Annotated in this window: 14 protein-coding genes; 5 read left to right on the plus strand and 9 right to left on the minus strand. The window is 46.5% G+C overall.

Going from position 1 to position 16374, the window contains the following annotated elements; translation table 11 throughout:
* From H9J30_RS10130 to H9J30_RS21695, 4 genes are all read right to left on the minus strand, one after another.
* Positions 1–954 (minus strand): hemin ABC transporter substrate-binding protein, encoded by a 954-nt coding sequence (locus H9J30_RS10130; protein ID WP_240130923.1) that lies wholly within the window; start codon positions 952–954, stop codon positions 1–3.
* Positions 955–1047: 93 nt separating this feature from the next.
* Positions 1048–1485, minus strand: coding sequence for an ExbD/TolR family protein (locus H9J30_RS10135; protein ID WP_240130924.1), 438 nt, complete (start codon positions 1483–1485; stop codon positions 1048–1050).
* Entirely contained in the window at positions 1482–2225 is a 744-nt protein-coding gene (locus tag H9J30_RS10140) for a MotA/TolQ/ExbB proton channel family protein (protein ID WP_240130925.1), read from the minus strand. Before H9J30_RS10140 ends, H9J30_RS10135 begins: the two co-directional genes overlap by 4 nt.
* Positions 2226–2320: 95 nt before the next feature.
* Positions 2321–3145 carry an energy transducer TonB gene (locus H9J30_RS21695; protein ID WP_240130926.1) on the minus strand — a complete coding sequence of 275 codons (825 nt, stop codon included), beginning with the start codon at positions 3143–3145 and terminating at the stop codon, positions 2321–2323.
* 245 nt (positions 3146–3390) lie between these two features.
* Between H9J30_RS21695 and H9J30_RS10150 the strand changes: the two genes are divergently transcribed.
* The 4 genes from H9J30_RS10150 (at position 3391) to H9J30_RS10165 (ending at position 8757) form a co-directional block, all read left to right on the plus strand.
* Complete coding sequence (locus H9J30_RS10150) at positions 3391–5484, plus strand: TonB-dependent hemoglobin/transferrin/lactoferrin family receptor (RefSeq protein WP_240130927.1); 2094 nt, start codon at positions 3391–3393, stop codon at positions 5482–5484.
* Positions 5485–5583: 99 nt separating this feature from the next.
* Positions 5584–6069, plus strand: a complete 486-nt coding sequence (gene hutX / locus H9J30_RS10155) for a heme utilization cystosolic carrier protein HutX (protein WP_240130985.1) — start codon at positions 5584–5586, stop codon at positions 6067–6069.
* A gap of 33 nt (positions 6070–6102) precedes the next feature.
* Entirely contained in the window at positions 6103–6660 is a 558-nt protein-coding gene (hutZ, locus tag H9J30_RS10160; RefSeq protein WP_240130928.1) for a heme utilization protein HutZ, read from the plus strand.
* Positions 6661–6969: 309 nt separating this feature from the next.
* Entirely contained in the window at positions 6970–8757 is a 1788-nt protein-coding gene (locus tag H9J30_RS10165; protein ID WP_240130929.1) for an ABC transporter ATP-binding protein/permease, read from the plus strand.
* Between the two features lie 101 nt (positions 8758–8858).
* Here H9J30_RS10165 and H9J30_RS10170 read toward each other — a convergent pair whose 3' ends face one another.
* From H9J30_RS10170 to H9J30_RS10185, 4 genes are all read right to left on the minus strand, one after another.
* Positions 8859–10463 carry a long-chain-fatty-acid--CoA ligase gene (locus H9J30_RS10170; protein WP_240130930.1) on the minus strand — a complete coding sequence of 535 codons (1605 nt, stop codon included), beginning with the start codon at positions 10461–10463 and terminating at the stop codon, positions 8859–8861.
* A 367-nt stretch (positions 10464–10830) separates the two neighbouring features.
* Entirely contained in the window at positions 10831–12264 is a 1434-nt protein-coding gene (ccoG, locus tag H9J30_RS10175; protein ID WP_240130931.1) for a cytochrome c oxidase accessory protein CcoG, read from the minus strand.
* Between the two features lie 160 nt (positions 12265–12424).
* Positions 12425–13903 carry a sigma-54 interaction domain-containing protein gene (locus tag H9J30_RS10180; protein WP_240130932.1) on the minus strand — a complete coding sequence of 493 codons (1479 nt, stop codon included), beginning with the start codon at positions 13901–13903 and terminating at the stop codon, positions 12425–12427.
* A gap of 476 nt (positions 13904–14379) precedes the next feature.
* Entirely contained in the window at positions 14380–14925 is a 546-nt protein-coding gene (locus H9J30_RS10185) for a thioredoxin family protein (protein ID WP_240130933.1), read from the minus strand.
* A gap of 401 nt (positions 14926–15326) precedes the next feature.
* Here H9J30_RS10185 and H9J30_RS10190 point away from each other — a divergent pair, with 401 nt between their 5' ends.
* Positions 15327–15941: a LysE family translocator gene (locus tag H9J30_RS10190; RefSeq protein ID WP_011073456.1), complete on the plus strand. Its 615-nt coding sequence runs from the start codon at positions 15327–15329 to the stop codon at positions 15939–15941.
* A gap of 86 nt (positions 15942–16027) precedes the next feature.
* On the opposite strand, the gene H9J30_RS10195 is transcribed toward H9J30_RS10190, so the two are convergent.
* Positions 16028–16345, minus strand: coding sequence for a DUF3144 domain-containing protein (locus H9J30_RS10195; RefSeq protein ID WP_011073455.1), 318 nt, complete (start codon positions 16343–16345; stop codon positions 16028–16030).
* Positions 16346–16374: the final 29 nt, after the last annotated feature.

The following is a 16374-nucleotide window of genomic DNA, read 5'->3' on the forward strand; positions in this document are numbered from 1 at the left end:
TTATTTGCCCGCCGTTTTACCTTGAGTGAGCAGGGTATCTGCAAGCGTTTCGGCAGCACCAATGGCGCTAATGCCTAAGCCTCCTAGTAAAGCTTGCGGGGCAAGGGTTTGGATATGGCCATTTTGGCCTGCGGGAGTATGCGCTAGCAGCGGCATCTCCTTTAATAGAGCCTGGGTTGTTTGACTGTTGGTTTGCGAGTCAGTTTTTTCGCTACGGTTAGACACTAAAATCACATCCGGTTGTAAGGCGAGAATGCCCTCTTGGGACAATGTCTTATAGCCTTCAAAGTCTGCAATATTCTTTGCGCCCGATAGCGCAATAATGGTATCGGCAGCGGTACCTTTGCCACCGACTCTGGCTCCTCGTCCTTCCTGTAATAACATAAAGAGGATTTTTGGCTGAGCATTATGTTGGCTGAGTTGTTGTTTTTGCTTATTTAATTTATCTAGCCTTTGATGCAACTCCTGCTTTAGCGGGGCCGCTTTGTCTGTTCGATTAAGCGATTGTGCCAGCGTATCGATATTGCTCATTAATTGTTGCTCATCGGCGCTTGAGGGTAATTGCACTACCTTGATATTGGCTTGTTTTAGTACGTTGAGGGTGGTTTCTGGGCCCATTACGTCGGACCCCACAACTAGTGTAGGGCTGAGTGCCATAATGCCTTCAGCTGAAAGCATGCGGTGGTATCCCAGTTTGGCGACTGAGCTTAATTGTTCAGGCACATAGCTGGTGGCATCGACAGCCACTAACTCATCGGCCGCCCCTAACGCCAGCACTAACTCGGTGACACCCGCACCCGCGCTCACCAACTTTATATCCTGAGTTGCACTCCAAGCATTAAATGAAAAGAGTGCTATGACTGCGGGGAGTAGACACAACCATTTATTGAATGCATTGCTATCGGTCGGTTGACTGAGTTTATTAAATCTATAACGCACAGCTTGAAACAACATGGGTAAACTCCTGATCCATCTAAAAGCAAGGTCGAGGTGTTATCAACCTTGCAGGGTAAACGGGTTAAAACACGATTGAGTTAAGGTTTAGGGTTAATGTTCCATCAAAATTTGGGTTTGATTAATGGCGTTACCCTGCAAAAGTGCGAGTAACTGCATTAGTGGTTCAACTGGCGCGGCCTTATCGGCAGCAATAATGACGGTGGCCTGTGGTTGAGCCGTTAACTGCGCTTCAAAGGCTGTAGTAAACGCGGTTAAATCAGCAAATTTTTCGCCATTAATCGCCCAGTAGGGTGAAGTCGCCATAATATTGATGGCTATCGATTGCTTATGCTCGAGTGCAGTAATGGCGTTGCTTGGGCTTTGAGGTACATCAACGGGTAAGCTCAGCAAACGGCTATTTGCGGTGAGCAACAGAAACACTAAAACAATAAAAATAATATCAATCAATGCCGTAAGATCGACGCTGGGCAGTGGCTCTAAGGCACTGATCCCTGCTTGGGGTAACGACGTGTGGTGAGTGCTTATCATGGCTGAGACTCAAGAGATGCTGCGTGTGGAGTGTTAGGTGTTTGATTAGCCTGATTTCCTAGAGCGAATGCCTGATATAAGTCCTGCTCAAGTGGCTGCTTGTCTACACCGGATAACCATAAGTTAATTTGATTCAGCACATGGCTCGCTTTTAAGCATTGGCTATGTGCCCAGATCCCAAATAAATGGGCGGCGGTAATAGTCGGCACCGCAATAATAAGGCCTGCTGCGGTAGTATTCATTGCCAGCCCAAGCCCCGCACTGAGTTGCGCGGGTGTGACTGGCCCTTGGGACTGGCCAAGTTGGGCAAACATGTCAATTAACCCAAGTACTGTGCCGAGTAACCCCAGTAGCGGACTAATAATCCCTATCACTTGCAAAATCTTAAGGCCCGCTTGCAGCTCCCTTTGTTGTTTATTCAGCCATAGACTGAGTAATTCTTCCCTGAGTGGTTTGGGTTGATGTGCTTGCGCTAACAGCAGTGTTGCGCCACGGGCCAGTAAATCTTGCTGGTGGCTGGTTTTAGTGAGTAAGGCTTGAATGTTTTCGTTTGTCGGTTTGGCATCAGAGTGGCGTAGCTCTTTAACCCAAGCTTGTTTTTTTGGAGAGATTGACGCTGCGGATTGTTGTAAAAACAGTGCGCTACGCTCAAGGCAAATCATCAAGGCAAGGAATGCACATATCAGCAAAGGCCAGGTGAGTGAACCGAGCTGGCCATGTAGGGGCGAAAAGTCAGTCATAAGCGGTGAGTCTCTATAGTTAGATCTGTTATCAAGCATTCAGCCAAATGTGTTGCAATAGGATTAGCGTGGTTAAGCATTGCATCGCCACAGGATCAATTTAAGGCGAAACGAATCGGTACCCTCACCTTGTAATGGCTTGCCAGTTTTGGGCTTGGCGCCTCAAACTGCCAAGTCTCTACCGCCTCTAGTGCCGCTTGGTCCAGCAGGCTGACACCAGAGCTTTTGACTAACGTGAGGGCGAGCTGTTGTCCAAATTCGTTAAACATCACTTCAATTGTTGCGGTTCCTTCCAAGCCTTTTTTGCGCGCCATGCGCGGATATGTTGGCTGGGGAGGTTGACTGGCAAATGTGGGGGATGTGAGTTCAACCACGGTTTGATGAGGCGCCATATTGCTATCCATTGAATTCTGTTGCTCATTCAAGCTTGGTCTTGGTTTGGTTGGCGCTAACTCAGCGTGTTCCGTCACTTTTTCTGTGGATTTTAGATTGTCAGTCTTGGCGACGTAGTGATGATCCTGCGACTGTTTAGACTTTGGCTGCGCGATGTTTTTTTTATCAATTGATGCAGTAATAGTTTGTTTTTGCTCAGTCTTACTTTGATTTGGCTTTTTAGGTTTGGATGTTGTCAGCTTCGGTTGAGCCACTCGTGTCGATGGTGCGGTAACAGTGTGTGCCAATGATGCGTGATGGGATTGGGTTTTGTTAACCGCGTTAGGAGCAATATCCGATGCTGCAGCCATTTGAGGCTTAGCAAGGTTTAAGGTAACCGGGTTTAAGGTAACGAGTTGATGTGATTCACCCTGAATGGTCGGTGAATTGATTATTTTTAGCTGAGCAGGCACAGGTTGCGAAGCAATAACCCCCGTTTGAATCGCAACAGTTAATGCGCCAAAAGCTAAATATCGTTTCGGTGTCACGGCAAACCTTCCAGTTCCAAAAGCATTCACTCATCAATCATTGCTAATTAAGATACATAAATATAAATAAGATCGCAAATGATAATGATTTTTATTTGATCAAATTTGTATTCTCAGTTAGAGTGCCTGCAATTGCTAAAGTGAATGCTCAAAAAACTAGCAAAATGCCAAGGTAGGCGAATGACAGTTACGGGTCTTTTTAGATACTAATTGATTAATAAAATTAATAATTTGAGGAAGATAATATGAACAAAAAGCCGTTAGTGATCGCCGTTGCGATGGCACTAAGTAGTACGGCGCTAAGTTTTGCGTTAGCGGCTGAAGAAGGCGTCAAACCCACCGCGGTTCAGAAGAGTGCTGAACAGGGCGTTGTCGAAACTGAATTTGATGAAGTGTTAGTGAGTGCGACGCGTTTGAGTGAGAAAGTGTCTGAAACCAGTCGAAGTGTTGCTGTTGTCGCAGAAGAGCAGCTTAACGTTTCACAGGCCTCATCGGTTGCCGAAGTATTAAAAAACGAAGCGAATATTAACTTAACAAATGGCCCGAGAGCGACCTCTCAGGGCGTCGAAATTCGCGGTTTAAGCGGTGATCGTGTTTTACAAACGATCGATGGCGCAAGGCAAAATACTAGTTCGGGCCATCGCGGTTCCTATTTTATGGACCCTGAACTACTTAAATCTATCGAGGTGATCCGTGGCCCTGCCAGTAGTTTGTGGGGCAGTGGTGCCCTCGGCGGTGTTGTTGCACAAAATACTAAGTCAGCTCAGGATTTTTTAGCGCCAAATGAAACCTTTGGTGGTTATGTCAAGCAAGGCTATGACACCAATGGCGACCGCACTAAAACCAGCGGTGCAGTCTATGGCCAGCAAGCGACAGTCGATTGGTTGCTCAATGGTAGTTATTTTGATTCCAATAATATTAATACCGGCAATGATGAAACCTTAGTCAACAGTGCTTCTTCAGGAAGTAGTGGATTGGCTAAATTCGGCTGGCAGGCTGATGAAGCCTCGCGCTTAGCGTTATCTGCAAGAGTTAACAAGATTAATGAATTGGTGCCAAGTAACCCTTCTGCTGCGGTGAGTAGTTCGGTGCCTTTAGTGCGCCGCAAAACGGACGATCAAAATATCACCCTCAATTACAGCTTAGCCCCAGCCAATAATCCTTATTTGGATACTCATGTGCAGGTTTATTGGAATAGCACAGATTACGACGAAGACCGTGTCACTAAAGGCCAATTAGATAGTACTGAATACCGCACCGTTGGCATTAATTTGAACAATAGTTCTCAACTCGGTAACACTAAGTTGACCTACGGTGTTGATGGCTATCGCGATACCCTTAAAACCGTCAGAGACGATAAGGGACAGATTGGACAGCGTCCTGAGGATATTGATGGCGAAACAACGGTATGGGGAGCTTTTACTCGGGCGGATGTGCAACTGACACAAACGGTAAACCTCGATGCTGCTTTACGTTATGACAGTTTTAAAAACGAGAGTCATAACCTTAATGCATCTGCTGATGATACTGAGCTATCTCCTTCACTTGGATTAAGTTGGCAAACGCAGCCATGGTTGACCTTAAGTGCGCGCTATGATCAGGCCTTCCGAGCACCGACGGTGGAAGAAATGTTCTCTAGCGGCACCCATTATTGCATCCCACCGATCCCCGGATTCTTACCCAAAGGGTTATGTAACACCTTTGCGACGAATCCCAACCTAAAGTCTGAAGTGGCGCGTAATAAAGAGCTTAAAGCTGACTTTCGCTTCAATGAGTTAGCGGGTGATGATGAGTTAGCGATTACCTTAAACATCTTCCGTAACGATGTGGACGATTTTATTGTTCAGCAAGTCTCTAATCCATATCGTGGGATCCCAGGACTTGAGCAAACAACCTCGTGGAACAACGTGGAAGACGCTCAATTAACGGGCTTTGAGCTCAGCGGTCGTTATCGCATCGGACAAACGCGTTTAGCGATGAATTATGGTCAAACCCGTGGAGAAGATCGTAACACTGGCGATTATATCGAAGGGATGCCAGCCAATAAGTTTAATGTCGACTTATCCCAAGGCATCATGGAAGGCGATATGAAACTCGGCACCCGAGTGACCTATGTCGCCAGCCAAGCGAATACACCTACAGGCTACAGTGTTGCTAAGTATGACGACTATACCCTGTGGGATGTGTACCTTGCTTGGGAGCCTGCGATGGGCGTGATGTCGGGCCTGAGAGTTGATTTTGCCATTGAAAACATTGGTGATGAGAAATATCAGCAGGCATGGCAAACCTTGTATCAGCCCGGCCGTAATATGAAGCTGTCTGCACGCTACATGTTCTAAGTCTTGGGATAGAGGATCTGTGAAATGACCCAAACAGTTGACATTGAAAACACGGATAACGTGCTGAGCCACCGAGATTCAAATGCTGAAACCCTGCAAATGTTGCGACAACGATTTGAAACTCAACCAGATTTAATGCCTGCACAATTGGCCTGTGAGTTAGGGATTGCTGAGCTTGAGGTGGTTACCGCCTTACCTCAAGCGCAGCGAGTGTTTTTACCTTTGGCCCATATGGACGAGTTACTACAAAGCTTACCTGAGTGGGGGTCGTTAACCACCATAGTGATGCTTTCGGGCAGTGTATTTGAATTTAAAGGCAATTTTCCCCAAGGAAAATTTGCCCATGGCTACTACAACCTCTACGGCAAAGGAGACGGCCTGCATGGTCATCTTAAATTGGATGGCATGCAGGCGATTGCCTTAATCAGCAGACCTTTTAGGGGCAGCGAGAGCCATTCAATTAACTTTTTTGGGCCTCAGGGAGAGGTGGTATTTAAGGTCTATTTAGGGCGTGACAAGCAAAGAGTGCTTTTTCCTGACCAAGTGCGCCGTTTTAAAGCGCTAGTCGCCACCTTTGCTGATTAACATTGATGAACGTAATTTATTGAGGAAACTAATATGAAGCCTGAAATTTCCGAGCAAGAACAGCGTTTAAGGGACAAATTGTTACCTGAAATTGAGACCTTTAAACAGCAACGTAAAACCTTACAACTCGCCACCGTCGATACCGATGGTCAACCTAATGCCAGTTACGCGCCATTTGCATTAGCAGACGATGGTTTTTATATCTTGGTGAGTGATTTAGCGCGCCACGGCCATAATCTTAAACAGTCGACTAAAGTGTCTGTCATGCTGGTGGAGGATGAAGCTGAAGCAAAATCTGTATTCGCCCGCAAACGATTAACCTTTGATGCCATGGCTCAAGCGGTTGCGCGTGATACGCCTTCGTTTAGCAAAGGAGTCAGCCTGTTATCTAAACGTTTTGGCGATATGTCGGATAATTTGGCGGCACTGACGGACTTTAACCTGTACAAGTTAGCGCCCCATCAAGGATTGTATGTCAAAGGCTTTGGCCAAGCTTTTCGTTTAACAGGTAGCGAACTGCTTGATGTTAACTGGAAGCGCGATGGTCACCATGGCACGCCTAAAACGCCTGAAGATATGCAGGTGGCCTAAGTTAGCCTCGTTGATTGAGGTAAAACTGAATTAGTAGTTAACACCTTAATGCTTACCTAAATAAATACCGTCCATCATAAACCCGCTATCAATGCGGGTTTATTGTTGGCTTTGCTGTTCTTAGCCTTGAATTTTTACTTTGTCACCATAACTTAAGCTATCGTATGCGATTTCTTGTATGCTCAGTTCACTTTTATTTGTGCTAAGTTGAATAACAAATAAAGCCGCAGGATATCAAGAGTGAACAAACCGCTCACAGAGCCCACAGATTCGAGCCCCCAATCCCATCGGCCATTATTGGAGTTAACAGTGTCTCAAAAACCTTCATACACCTCGGTTAACCAGCGAGCGGTGTTACCGTGGATTTGGCAATTTCTTAAGCCCTATCGTTTGCGAGTTGTTGCGGCGATTGTATTTTTATTGATCGGTTCTTTGGCTTGGTTATCCCTCGGCCAAGGTGTGCGTTTAATGGTGGACGAAGGTTTTATTAAGGATAACGCCCAGCGCCTCAATGAGATCATTCTACTCGTACTGGTGATTACTGCTGTGAGTGGCACAGCGGTGTTCTGTCGCTTTTATTTGATGACATGGCTTGGAGAGCGTGTCAGCGCCGATATTCGGCTTGCAGTTTATAATCAATTACTTAAATTATCTCCGGCATTTTATGCCAAGGTGCGCACTGGTGAGGTGATTTCGCGTTTTACCGCCGATTCAACCTTACTGCAAACCGTTGTCGGCTCGAGTCTTTCTATGGCACTGCGCTCTGGCGTGACGGTTATTGGTGGGCTGGCGATGATGGGGATCACCAGCGTGAAGATGACGCTGCTCGTGCTACTGGCCGTGCCTTTGGTGTTGGGGCCTGTCGGTTTCTTTGGCCGAAAAGTGCGTACCTTAGCGCGCGAAAGCCAAGATAGGGTGGCGGATCTCGGTGCCTATGTGGATGAAACCTTACATGAGATCCACACAGTGCAGGCCTATGGCCACGAAGATAGAGACCGCAGCTTATTTAACGGCCGTGTCGAAGATGTGATGACCGCCGCCAGCGGCCGCATTCGTTACCGCGCGCTGCTGATTTCTTCAGTGATGTTCCTCAGTATTGCCGCCATTGCGCTAGTGACTTGGGTCGGTGCCCACGATGTGATGTCGGGTAAGATGACGGGCGGCGAACTCTCTGCCTTTATGTTTTATGCCGTGATGGTCGCTGGCGCGGTTGCGACCATTAGTGAAGTGGTCGGGGAAATCCAACGTGCCTCGGGCGCTGCAGAACGCTTAATCGAATTAGCCGAAACTGAGGTCGATATTCCGGCGCCGCTGGTGCCTAAAACCCTGCCTGATAAAGTCCGCGGCGAGCTGCAACTACATCAGCTTAACTTCCATTATCCAGAGCAAACTCAGTTAGTACTCAGCGACTTAGACCTTGTAATAAATGCCGGCGAGCGTGTGGCTTTGGTCGGCCCGAGTGGTGCGGGCAAGAGCACGCTATTTCAGTTATTACAGCGGTTTTATGTGCCGTCATCGGGCTGTATCTTATTGGATGGGATTGATATTGCTGCGCTTTCACCACAGGATTTACGGGCGCAGTTTGCGCTGGTGCCGCAGGACTCAGTGATTTTTGCCACCAGTGTGCTGGAAAATGTGCGCTATGGCCGCGTCGATGCTAGCGAGCAGGAAGTGATCGATGCCTGTATTGCGGCCCGTGCCCATGAGTTTATCAGTGAATTTAATGAAGGTTATCAAACCTATTTGGGTGAGCGCGGTGTGCGCTTATCCGGTGGGCAAAAACAACGGATTGCTATTGCTCGGGCCATTTTAGCCGACAGGCCCATCCTATTACTCGATGAGGCTACCAGTGCACTCGATGCCTTAAGCGAGCAAAAAGTAAAGCAGGCGCTCGATGAGTTAATGGCGGGTAAAACTACGCTGATCATCGCCCATCGGCTAGCCACCGTAATTAATGCCGATCGAATTATCGTGTTCGATAAGGGGCGAATTGTTGCCAGTGGTAAGCATCAAACTCTAATGCAAACCAATGCCTTATATCGAGAGTTTGCCAGTTTGCAGCTGCTAACGGATGAGGTTAGCCCATTGAGCGAGTAAGGCTTGGATTGGGTAAAGAGGCTCAAATAAAACCCCAGAGTGCTACCTGGGGTTTTGTTTTGGATTTAAGTCTGCTCAAATTAACTGATGTTTAGCCAAGTTTAAGCCTGATTTTTGAGTTCTCTACGCAGAATCTTACCCACAGTACTCTTAGGTAGCTGCGGCATAAATTCAATCTGCTTAGGTAGCTTATAGGCCGTGAGTTGCTCTCGGCAGAAGTTGAGGATGGCCGTTTTTATTTTCTCATGCTCTTGGCTGTCATCCTTCAGTACGATAAAGGCTTTAACCGCTTCCCCCGAGTGCTCATCTTTTACGCCAACGACGGCGCATTCAATGATATTTGGGTGGCTAGCAAGCACGTTTTCGACTTCATTAGGATAGACGTTAAAGCCGGAGACAATAATCATATCCTTTTTACGATCAACGATTTGATGGAAGCCTTCCTCGTTTAGAATCGCAATATCCCCCGTTTTAAAAAAGCCATCGGGTGTCATCACATTGGCTGTTTCTTGGGGATTATTCCAATAACCTAGCATCACCTGCGGGCCACGTGCGGCGAGCTCACCGGCTTCCCCTTGCGCGACTTCATTACCGTTTTCGTTTAACAGTTTGACGTCAGTGCCGAGAACGGGTTTGCCAATCGTGCCAATCTTTTGATATCCCGGCGCATTGAGAGAGATTACAGGCGAGGTTTCTGACAATCCATAACCTTCGCTAATAGTATTACCAGTGGTTTGTTGCCACAGGTTGGCTGCGGCGGCGGTGAGTGCTGTTCCGCCCGAAATGGTGATTTTTAAATGGCTAAAATCTAGCGCCTTAAATTCGGGTTGATGGCAGAGGGCGACAAATAAGGTGTTAAGCCCTGCAAAGCCTGTGAAGGGGTATTTCGCCAGCGTCTTGATTAAGCCATTAATATCACGGGGATTTGGGATTAATACCGAGCAACCACCGCATTCAAAATAAAGCACCAAGTTCACCATAAAGGCGTAAATATGGTAAATCGGCAATGGCGCGACAAAAATGTCTTCGCCTTCGCTGATCACGCTGCCAATACGGGATTTGACCTGCGCCGCATTGGCAAGCATATTGCCGTGGGTTAGCATTGCCCCCTTAGAAAGACCTGTTGTTCCACCTGTATATTGCAGTGCCGCCAGATCGCTCAATGTTGGTACAAAGCGAGTGAAGGGTAACAGCGCACCTTGTTGTAACACATGGCAGAATTCAACATTTTTAAGCCCTGTCTTGGGCTGAACTTGTGGGTCGATAAGATCTAACGGATGAGTCGAAATCACTAGTTCTATGGGGGTGGTAGCAACGACTTTGGCTAATGTTGGCAGTAAGTCCGATAACACCACCAATGCTTTAGCACCCGAATCATTAAACTGGTGAATGAGCTCACGTTCAGTGTACAGCGGGTTCGTGTTGACAAGGATAAGACCCGCTCGCAGCGCCCCATAGGCCGCGATGACAAATTGGGTGATATTGGGTAATTGAATCGCGATGCGATCACCAGGTTTTAAGTTAGTGTTATTTTGCAAATAGGCTGCAAAATAACGTGAGTCGCGTTCTACCTCATTGAAACTGCTGTTTTTCCCTAAACAAGCATATGCCGTTTTATCGCCAAAGCGTTGGCTAGTGCGTTCGATTAAGTCTATGAGTGATGAGTACTTGCCAAGTTCGAGTTGTGACTCTTGATCGTATGCCATGCCTAACTACCTCAAATAGGTTTAGTCGTTATTATTATTTTAAAATCAAACGGGTGTTTAGATTAGAAGGATTCAACCTATAAGGTCAATGTTTATCGATAAATAATTCTATCCTGCAACAGGCTCTATCTTTATGTTAAAAATAGTGTTTTTACTCTATATAGGCGGAGTAAAGTTAAGTCTTTATTAACTTGGGTATATTAGGGCGTGTTGATGTTTTAGGGGCATTTTTATAGCAATTGCTAGGTGAATAGGGGAAAGAAAAGGGCGCGCAATAGGATGTGGCCATTTTAAAAACCAATAAGACGCTCAATCGATGGCGTCTTATTGGTTGTCTACAGCTAAATGGGAGTGTTGAGGCTATGAATTAAGGGCTAAAAAAACCGGTTTCTTGGCTCACGCTTTGCCTAGGCTCGCTTATATCTGTTACCGAAAATTCGATAATCTTGCGCCCCGCTGGGATTGCGTCCTTATCGGCTAGTACTGTGACGGGATAATCCGCTTGTTCCCCCGCTGCCAGCGTGATAACCGGGGCAGCAATTAAGCTAAAGGGCATTTCGCTATTGACGGCGAGTTGGTATTGCTTAGTTTGCTGAGTCTTATTACGGATCTTCAGCTGATAGGTATTTTCAACTCTATTATCAGCGGTTTCACGATATAGGCTCTGCCTATCTCGGATCACATTGAGCTGAATTTCACTGCGATTAGAGAGGTCTATGGCAATTACAATCAACATAATGACTACCGCTGTGCCATAACCTAAAAAGCGTGGCGAACGCCAGTTGGAATGGGCTATGCCCTTTAATTCATTCTCGCTAACATAGCTAATCAGGTTTTGTTGATAGTCGAATTTTTGCATGGTTTCATTACAGGCATCAACACAGGCTCCGCAGTTAATACATTCGTATTGAAGGCCTTGGCGAATATCAATCCCCGTAGGGCAGACTTCGACGCATAAATTGCAATCGACACAATCCCCGAGTTGAGTTTCTTGTTTGCGCTTACGTGGGCCGCGCGTTTCGCCCCGCGCGACATCATAGGTTACGGTTTTAGTATTGGCATCGAACATCACAGCTTGAAAACGGGCGTAGGGGCAGCAGTGTAAGCACATTTGCTCACGCATCCAGCCCGCATTCAAATAGGTACAAATCGCGAAAAACCACACCCAGCAGGTGCTCCAAAAGCCAGCATTGCCAGTAAATATCTCCAAATAGAGTTCACGGGCAGGAATGAAATAACTGATAAAGCCACAACCCGTAATCAAGGCGGCTAATCCCCACAGGCTATGTTTAAGCGTTCTTTTGCCGAGTTTATTGGCAGACCATGGTGCCTTATCGAGCAACTTTCGCTTATTGCTGTTGCCTTCAATGCGGTTTTCTAGCCAGACAAACATGAAGGTCCACGCGGTTTGCGGGCAAAGATAGCCACACCAGACTCGCCCCCAAAACACGGTAATGAAAAATAAGCCGAAGGCAGCGGCGATAAACACCCAAGCGAGTAAGGTGAAATCCTGTGGCCAGAGTGTGAGGTTAAAAAAGAAGAATTGTTGCTGCTGCACATCCAGCAGTATCGCTTGCCGACCATCAAAGGAGATAAAAGGCAGAGTGAAAAAGAGCAGAATTAACAGGCTATTCATCGTGGTTCTTAGGCGTTGAAAATACCCTTTTTGTTCACGGAAATGAATCTGGCCACTGCTTTTTTGTGTAGGCTTATCGCCAGTCGATAGATTTTTAACGGGGATAAATTGCTCGGCAGAGGGACGCTTTGCGCTCTCACTCTGTAGGGGGTCACTCTTTGGCATATGCAGTCCTAACGGCTTAAATAAGATTCGGCTCCTTATAGCAAGCGTTAGGCCAATATGGGCTTGTTATTAACGTATTGATATTTAATGGTTAAAATTGATTTGCTGTAAGCTTTATTCGCGATATATCGCTTATTGGCGATATATCGCGTTTTTGAGACTATTCATTATTAGTGATTTGATTAGTGATTTGACGTGTAATCCCTAGCTTCTTCATCCGCGATCTGAGTGTACTGGGCGGGACGCCAAGCACATTGGCCGCACCATTAGGACCCGAAATACGCCAGTTGAGCTGCTTTAATGTTTGTTCTATATGCTGTGCTTCCGCCTCGGCCAAGGTTTGTAACGTCGATGTCGCGGTCTGAGTCTGCAGATTATTCGTGGGCATGGCATGGATATGTAAAATATCCGTTTGAGATAAAATGGCCTCCCGCTCGAGGATATTTTGCAATTCACGTACATTGCCGGGCCAGCTGTAGGCCAGTAGTTTTTGCATACCTTTTTGGCTTACGCCGCGGATTTTTTTACCGAGTTTGCGGTTAAGAGTGTGAAGAATATGGCTGACTAATTCGTGCATATCCCCAAGTCTTGCTCGCAGAGGCGGCACTTGAATTGGGAACACATTCAAGCGGTAATAGAGATCCATCCTGAATAAGCCTTGCTCAACTCGCTTAAGTAAATCATGGTGGCTGGCGGCGACTAAGCGAATATCGACCTTAATGGTTTCACTGCCACCAAGGCGTTCAAAAGATTGCTCTTGGATCACCCGCAGCAACTTAGATTGCGCCTCTAAACTTAATTCGGCCACCTCATCGAGAAACAGCGTGCCTTGATGCGCGAGTTCGAAGCGGCCCTTGCGTTGCGAAGTCGCGCCTGTGAATGCCCCTTTTTCATGGCCAAAGAGCTCACTTTCTAATAGAGATGCTGAAAATGCTGCGCAGTTAACGCTGATCATCGGCTTATCTTTACGACGACTCAGTTGATGTAAGTTGCGGGCAACCAGTTCTTTGCCCGTGCCATTCTCGCCACAAATCAATACGGTACTGTCGGTATTAGCCACCATATGCAGTTGCTGGATCATATGGCGGGTCACCGCGCTACTGCCCGAAATGTCCACATCGCCGGTCTTATCGGCTAATTCGGCTTGGAGATAGTGATTCTCGCTCGCCAGCTGTTCCGATAGCGCCTGAACCTGCGCTAAAGCTTGGCGTAGCGACTGCTCGGTTTGTTTCTGAATACTGATGTCGCGAAATATCGCGACCACACCGATAAGCTTGTTATCCCGATAGACGGGCGTAGAGCTGTAATACACGGGAAAGCTGCTGCCATCCTTACGCCAAAACACATCGTGGGTAATTTCCCTTGCAATCCCATCCTTTAAGGTGTTGTAAATCGGGCAGTCTTCTTGGGGGTAATGACTACCGTCCGCATGACTATGGTGATGGCAATTATGGATATTCTTGCCGAGTAACTCTTCATTCTTCCAGCCCGTCATACGCTCGGCAGCGGGATTGATAAATACGGCATTACCATTTAAATCAAAGCCATAAATACCTTCACCTACGGCATTAAGCAGTAACTGATTTTCTGGCAGAAAATGTTTGTCTAAAGGCATTGTGGCTGGCTGTATTGATGTCATTCAGTTGATTCCTTAATACGAATGAATAGCCCTGAGTATAACCCGTCGACTCGTGTCGCGATATATCGTGAGTGATATCAGACGTGGATGATATGTATGTGGAAGGTTTTAGAGGTCAGACCATTAACTTGTTGATAATGAAAAGCTTATATTTTAATCGATCGAAAGTTGTATTTAGTGCTGGCGTAAAGGAATTAATTGTTATAAAAATGTTTCATAAATATCTTTGCTCAGCTTACCTGAACTAAGCAGGCTTGCCCTTAATATTGGGGGGCACGGCAACGCAGGGATATTTATTGAAGTTAGATGCTAGTGAGCGATTTAAATAGCGTTTTGGGGTTAGACAGCTGTTAAGAGTACAGAGTGATTTTCTGCCCACCTTTCCGGAAGTTCACTCTCTACTGATTTGAAGTGTGCAAAAAGGCTGCGATGCAGCCTTTTTTATTGGCTGTGGTATTGGTGTATATCGAGGCGATTTATAATGCTTTGGCCTGTGCTAGACCATCGATAACTGCCTCTATAGTGAGTTTAGAAGGAAGCACTATGCCGTTAGGTGCACTAGGACCATAAATTTTATTGTAAGGCGTACCCAGGATGCCCTCATGCTGCATATAGCCTGCAATGGTGGTATCGGCTTCGCTCCAGTTTCCTTGCATCAAAATAATATTATCGGCCATAAGCGCATTGACGACTTGTTCCCTATGGGTGACTTCTGCCTTGTTGGTTTGACAAATACTGCACCAATCAGAAGTGATATCCACAAATACTGTGTAACCTTGGGCAACCAGCGGGGCGATTTTTTCAGGTGCCAGCGTGTGCCAACGCAGCTTTTGATAGGCTTGATAATCTTCGCCTTTATGCACAAAACCGATAGCCCCACCCAGACCAAGGGCGAAACATCCAAGGACAACAATCACTGCCAGTGGAATACGTTTACCTTTGCTGCGTTGCCAGAGTAACAAGCCAATGGCACCGATGAGCAAAGCGAGAATAATAAGACTGATAAGCGTGATCGTGCCCATAAATGCCTACATAAGTTTCAGATAATCCATCCCTATCTTAACGGCTAACAGCTTAAATCTGCGTGAATTTATGTTTTTGCCTGCAAGCCTTATCGTATAAAAGCTAACGATGGCGCTATGTTTGAGCGTTTGGTCCTGTGTTTATCGATCCAGCGGGATCAATCCTCTATTAATGGTATTGAGGTTGATAACATCGATTTTACGTCATTATGTACGGTTACATGACGGGCAGTAAGATGAAAGTGAATCCCGCGTCGTTAGTGTCATCGAGGGAAATCTATTGGTGCTTTTTATCATCCAAACTCGGCTAAATGAGTGTTACCTCATGGGTTAGCGAGTGTTAAACTGCTACTCCTATGAAGGCACTCTAGCGGGCCTTTTTATGCGCTGAAGGGGTAAAGATGAGTTTTAGTACATGGTTAGGATTGCTTGCGATTTGTTGTTTGGGGGCCATGTCACCTGGGCCTAGCTTAGCCATGGTGGTGCGTCATACCTTAGGCGGTGGACGCGGCAAGGGAATTATTTGTGCTTGGGCACACTCGATTGGTATCGGCATTTATGCGTTGGTGACACTACTCGGGCTTGCGGTGGTGTTGAAAAAGGCGCCCCTGATATTTAATGGTATCGCTATATTAGGTGCCGTTTATTTGGCATGGATGGGCATTCAAGCGCTGCGCTCAAACGGTGGCATGCAGGCAAAACTTGCGGCAGGCGAGGCCACAGATGCACTTACAGCGGCGCGCGATGGCATTGCGATTTCCCTCTTCAACCCCAAGATTATGCTGTTCTTTTTAGCATTATTCAGTCAGTTTGTAATGGTGGCCGATAGTTTTACCGGTCAAGCACTGATCGTGTTAACGCCAATGGTGGTGGATGGACTTTGGTACAGCTTAATTGCTTTAGTGTTATCCCACTCGAGTGTATTACCCAAATTGCGGGAAAAAGCAGGGTTGATTGATAAACTCTCTGGCGTGGTTTTGATCCTGCTGGCAATAAGAGTGCTGTATACCCTTTAGGTTATCAATGAGATAAAAAAACGCCATCACAAGATGGCGTTTTTTTATGGGATATGGTTTGGCAATGCTTTGCTCTAAATACCAACTCAGCCTTTAAAGATTTGTACCGAATCATCCACTTCTGCAGGTTCTTCCTGCATTACCGGCGGGTTGGCGATATGGTCGTCTAAATTATCGCTTAGCATTTCGCGGTATTCTGCGCTAAACCATTCGAGAGCATTGTCTTTTTCAGCACCTAAGTCGGCGGATTTAATCGCTGCTTCAAAGGCATTAAAACGGGCCGCCGCAAAACGTAGGGCGGTACCTACTTTGCCCACATCACCTTCTTGCTGGCTTAGCTGATTGGCTAAGGCAATAAATTGATCGGCAAGTTCAAAAATAGTGGTGTTGCTCGTGTCAGTCATAGCGCTTACTCAAAATAATTTATTGGTGC

It is taken from the genome of Shewanella cutis (assembly GCF_022410515.1).
Taxonomy (GTDB): Bacteria; Pseudomonadota; Gammaproteobacteria; order Enterobacterales; family Shewanellaceae; genus Shewanella; species Shewanella cutis.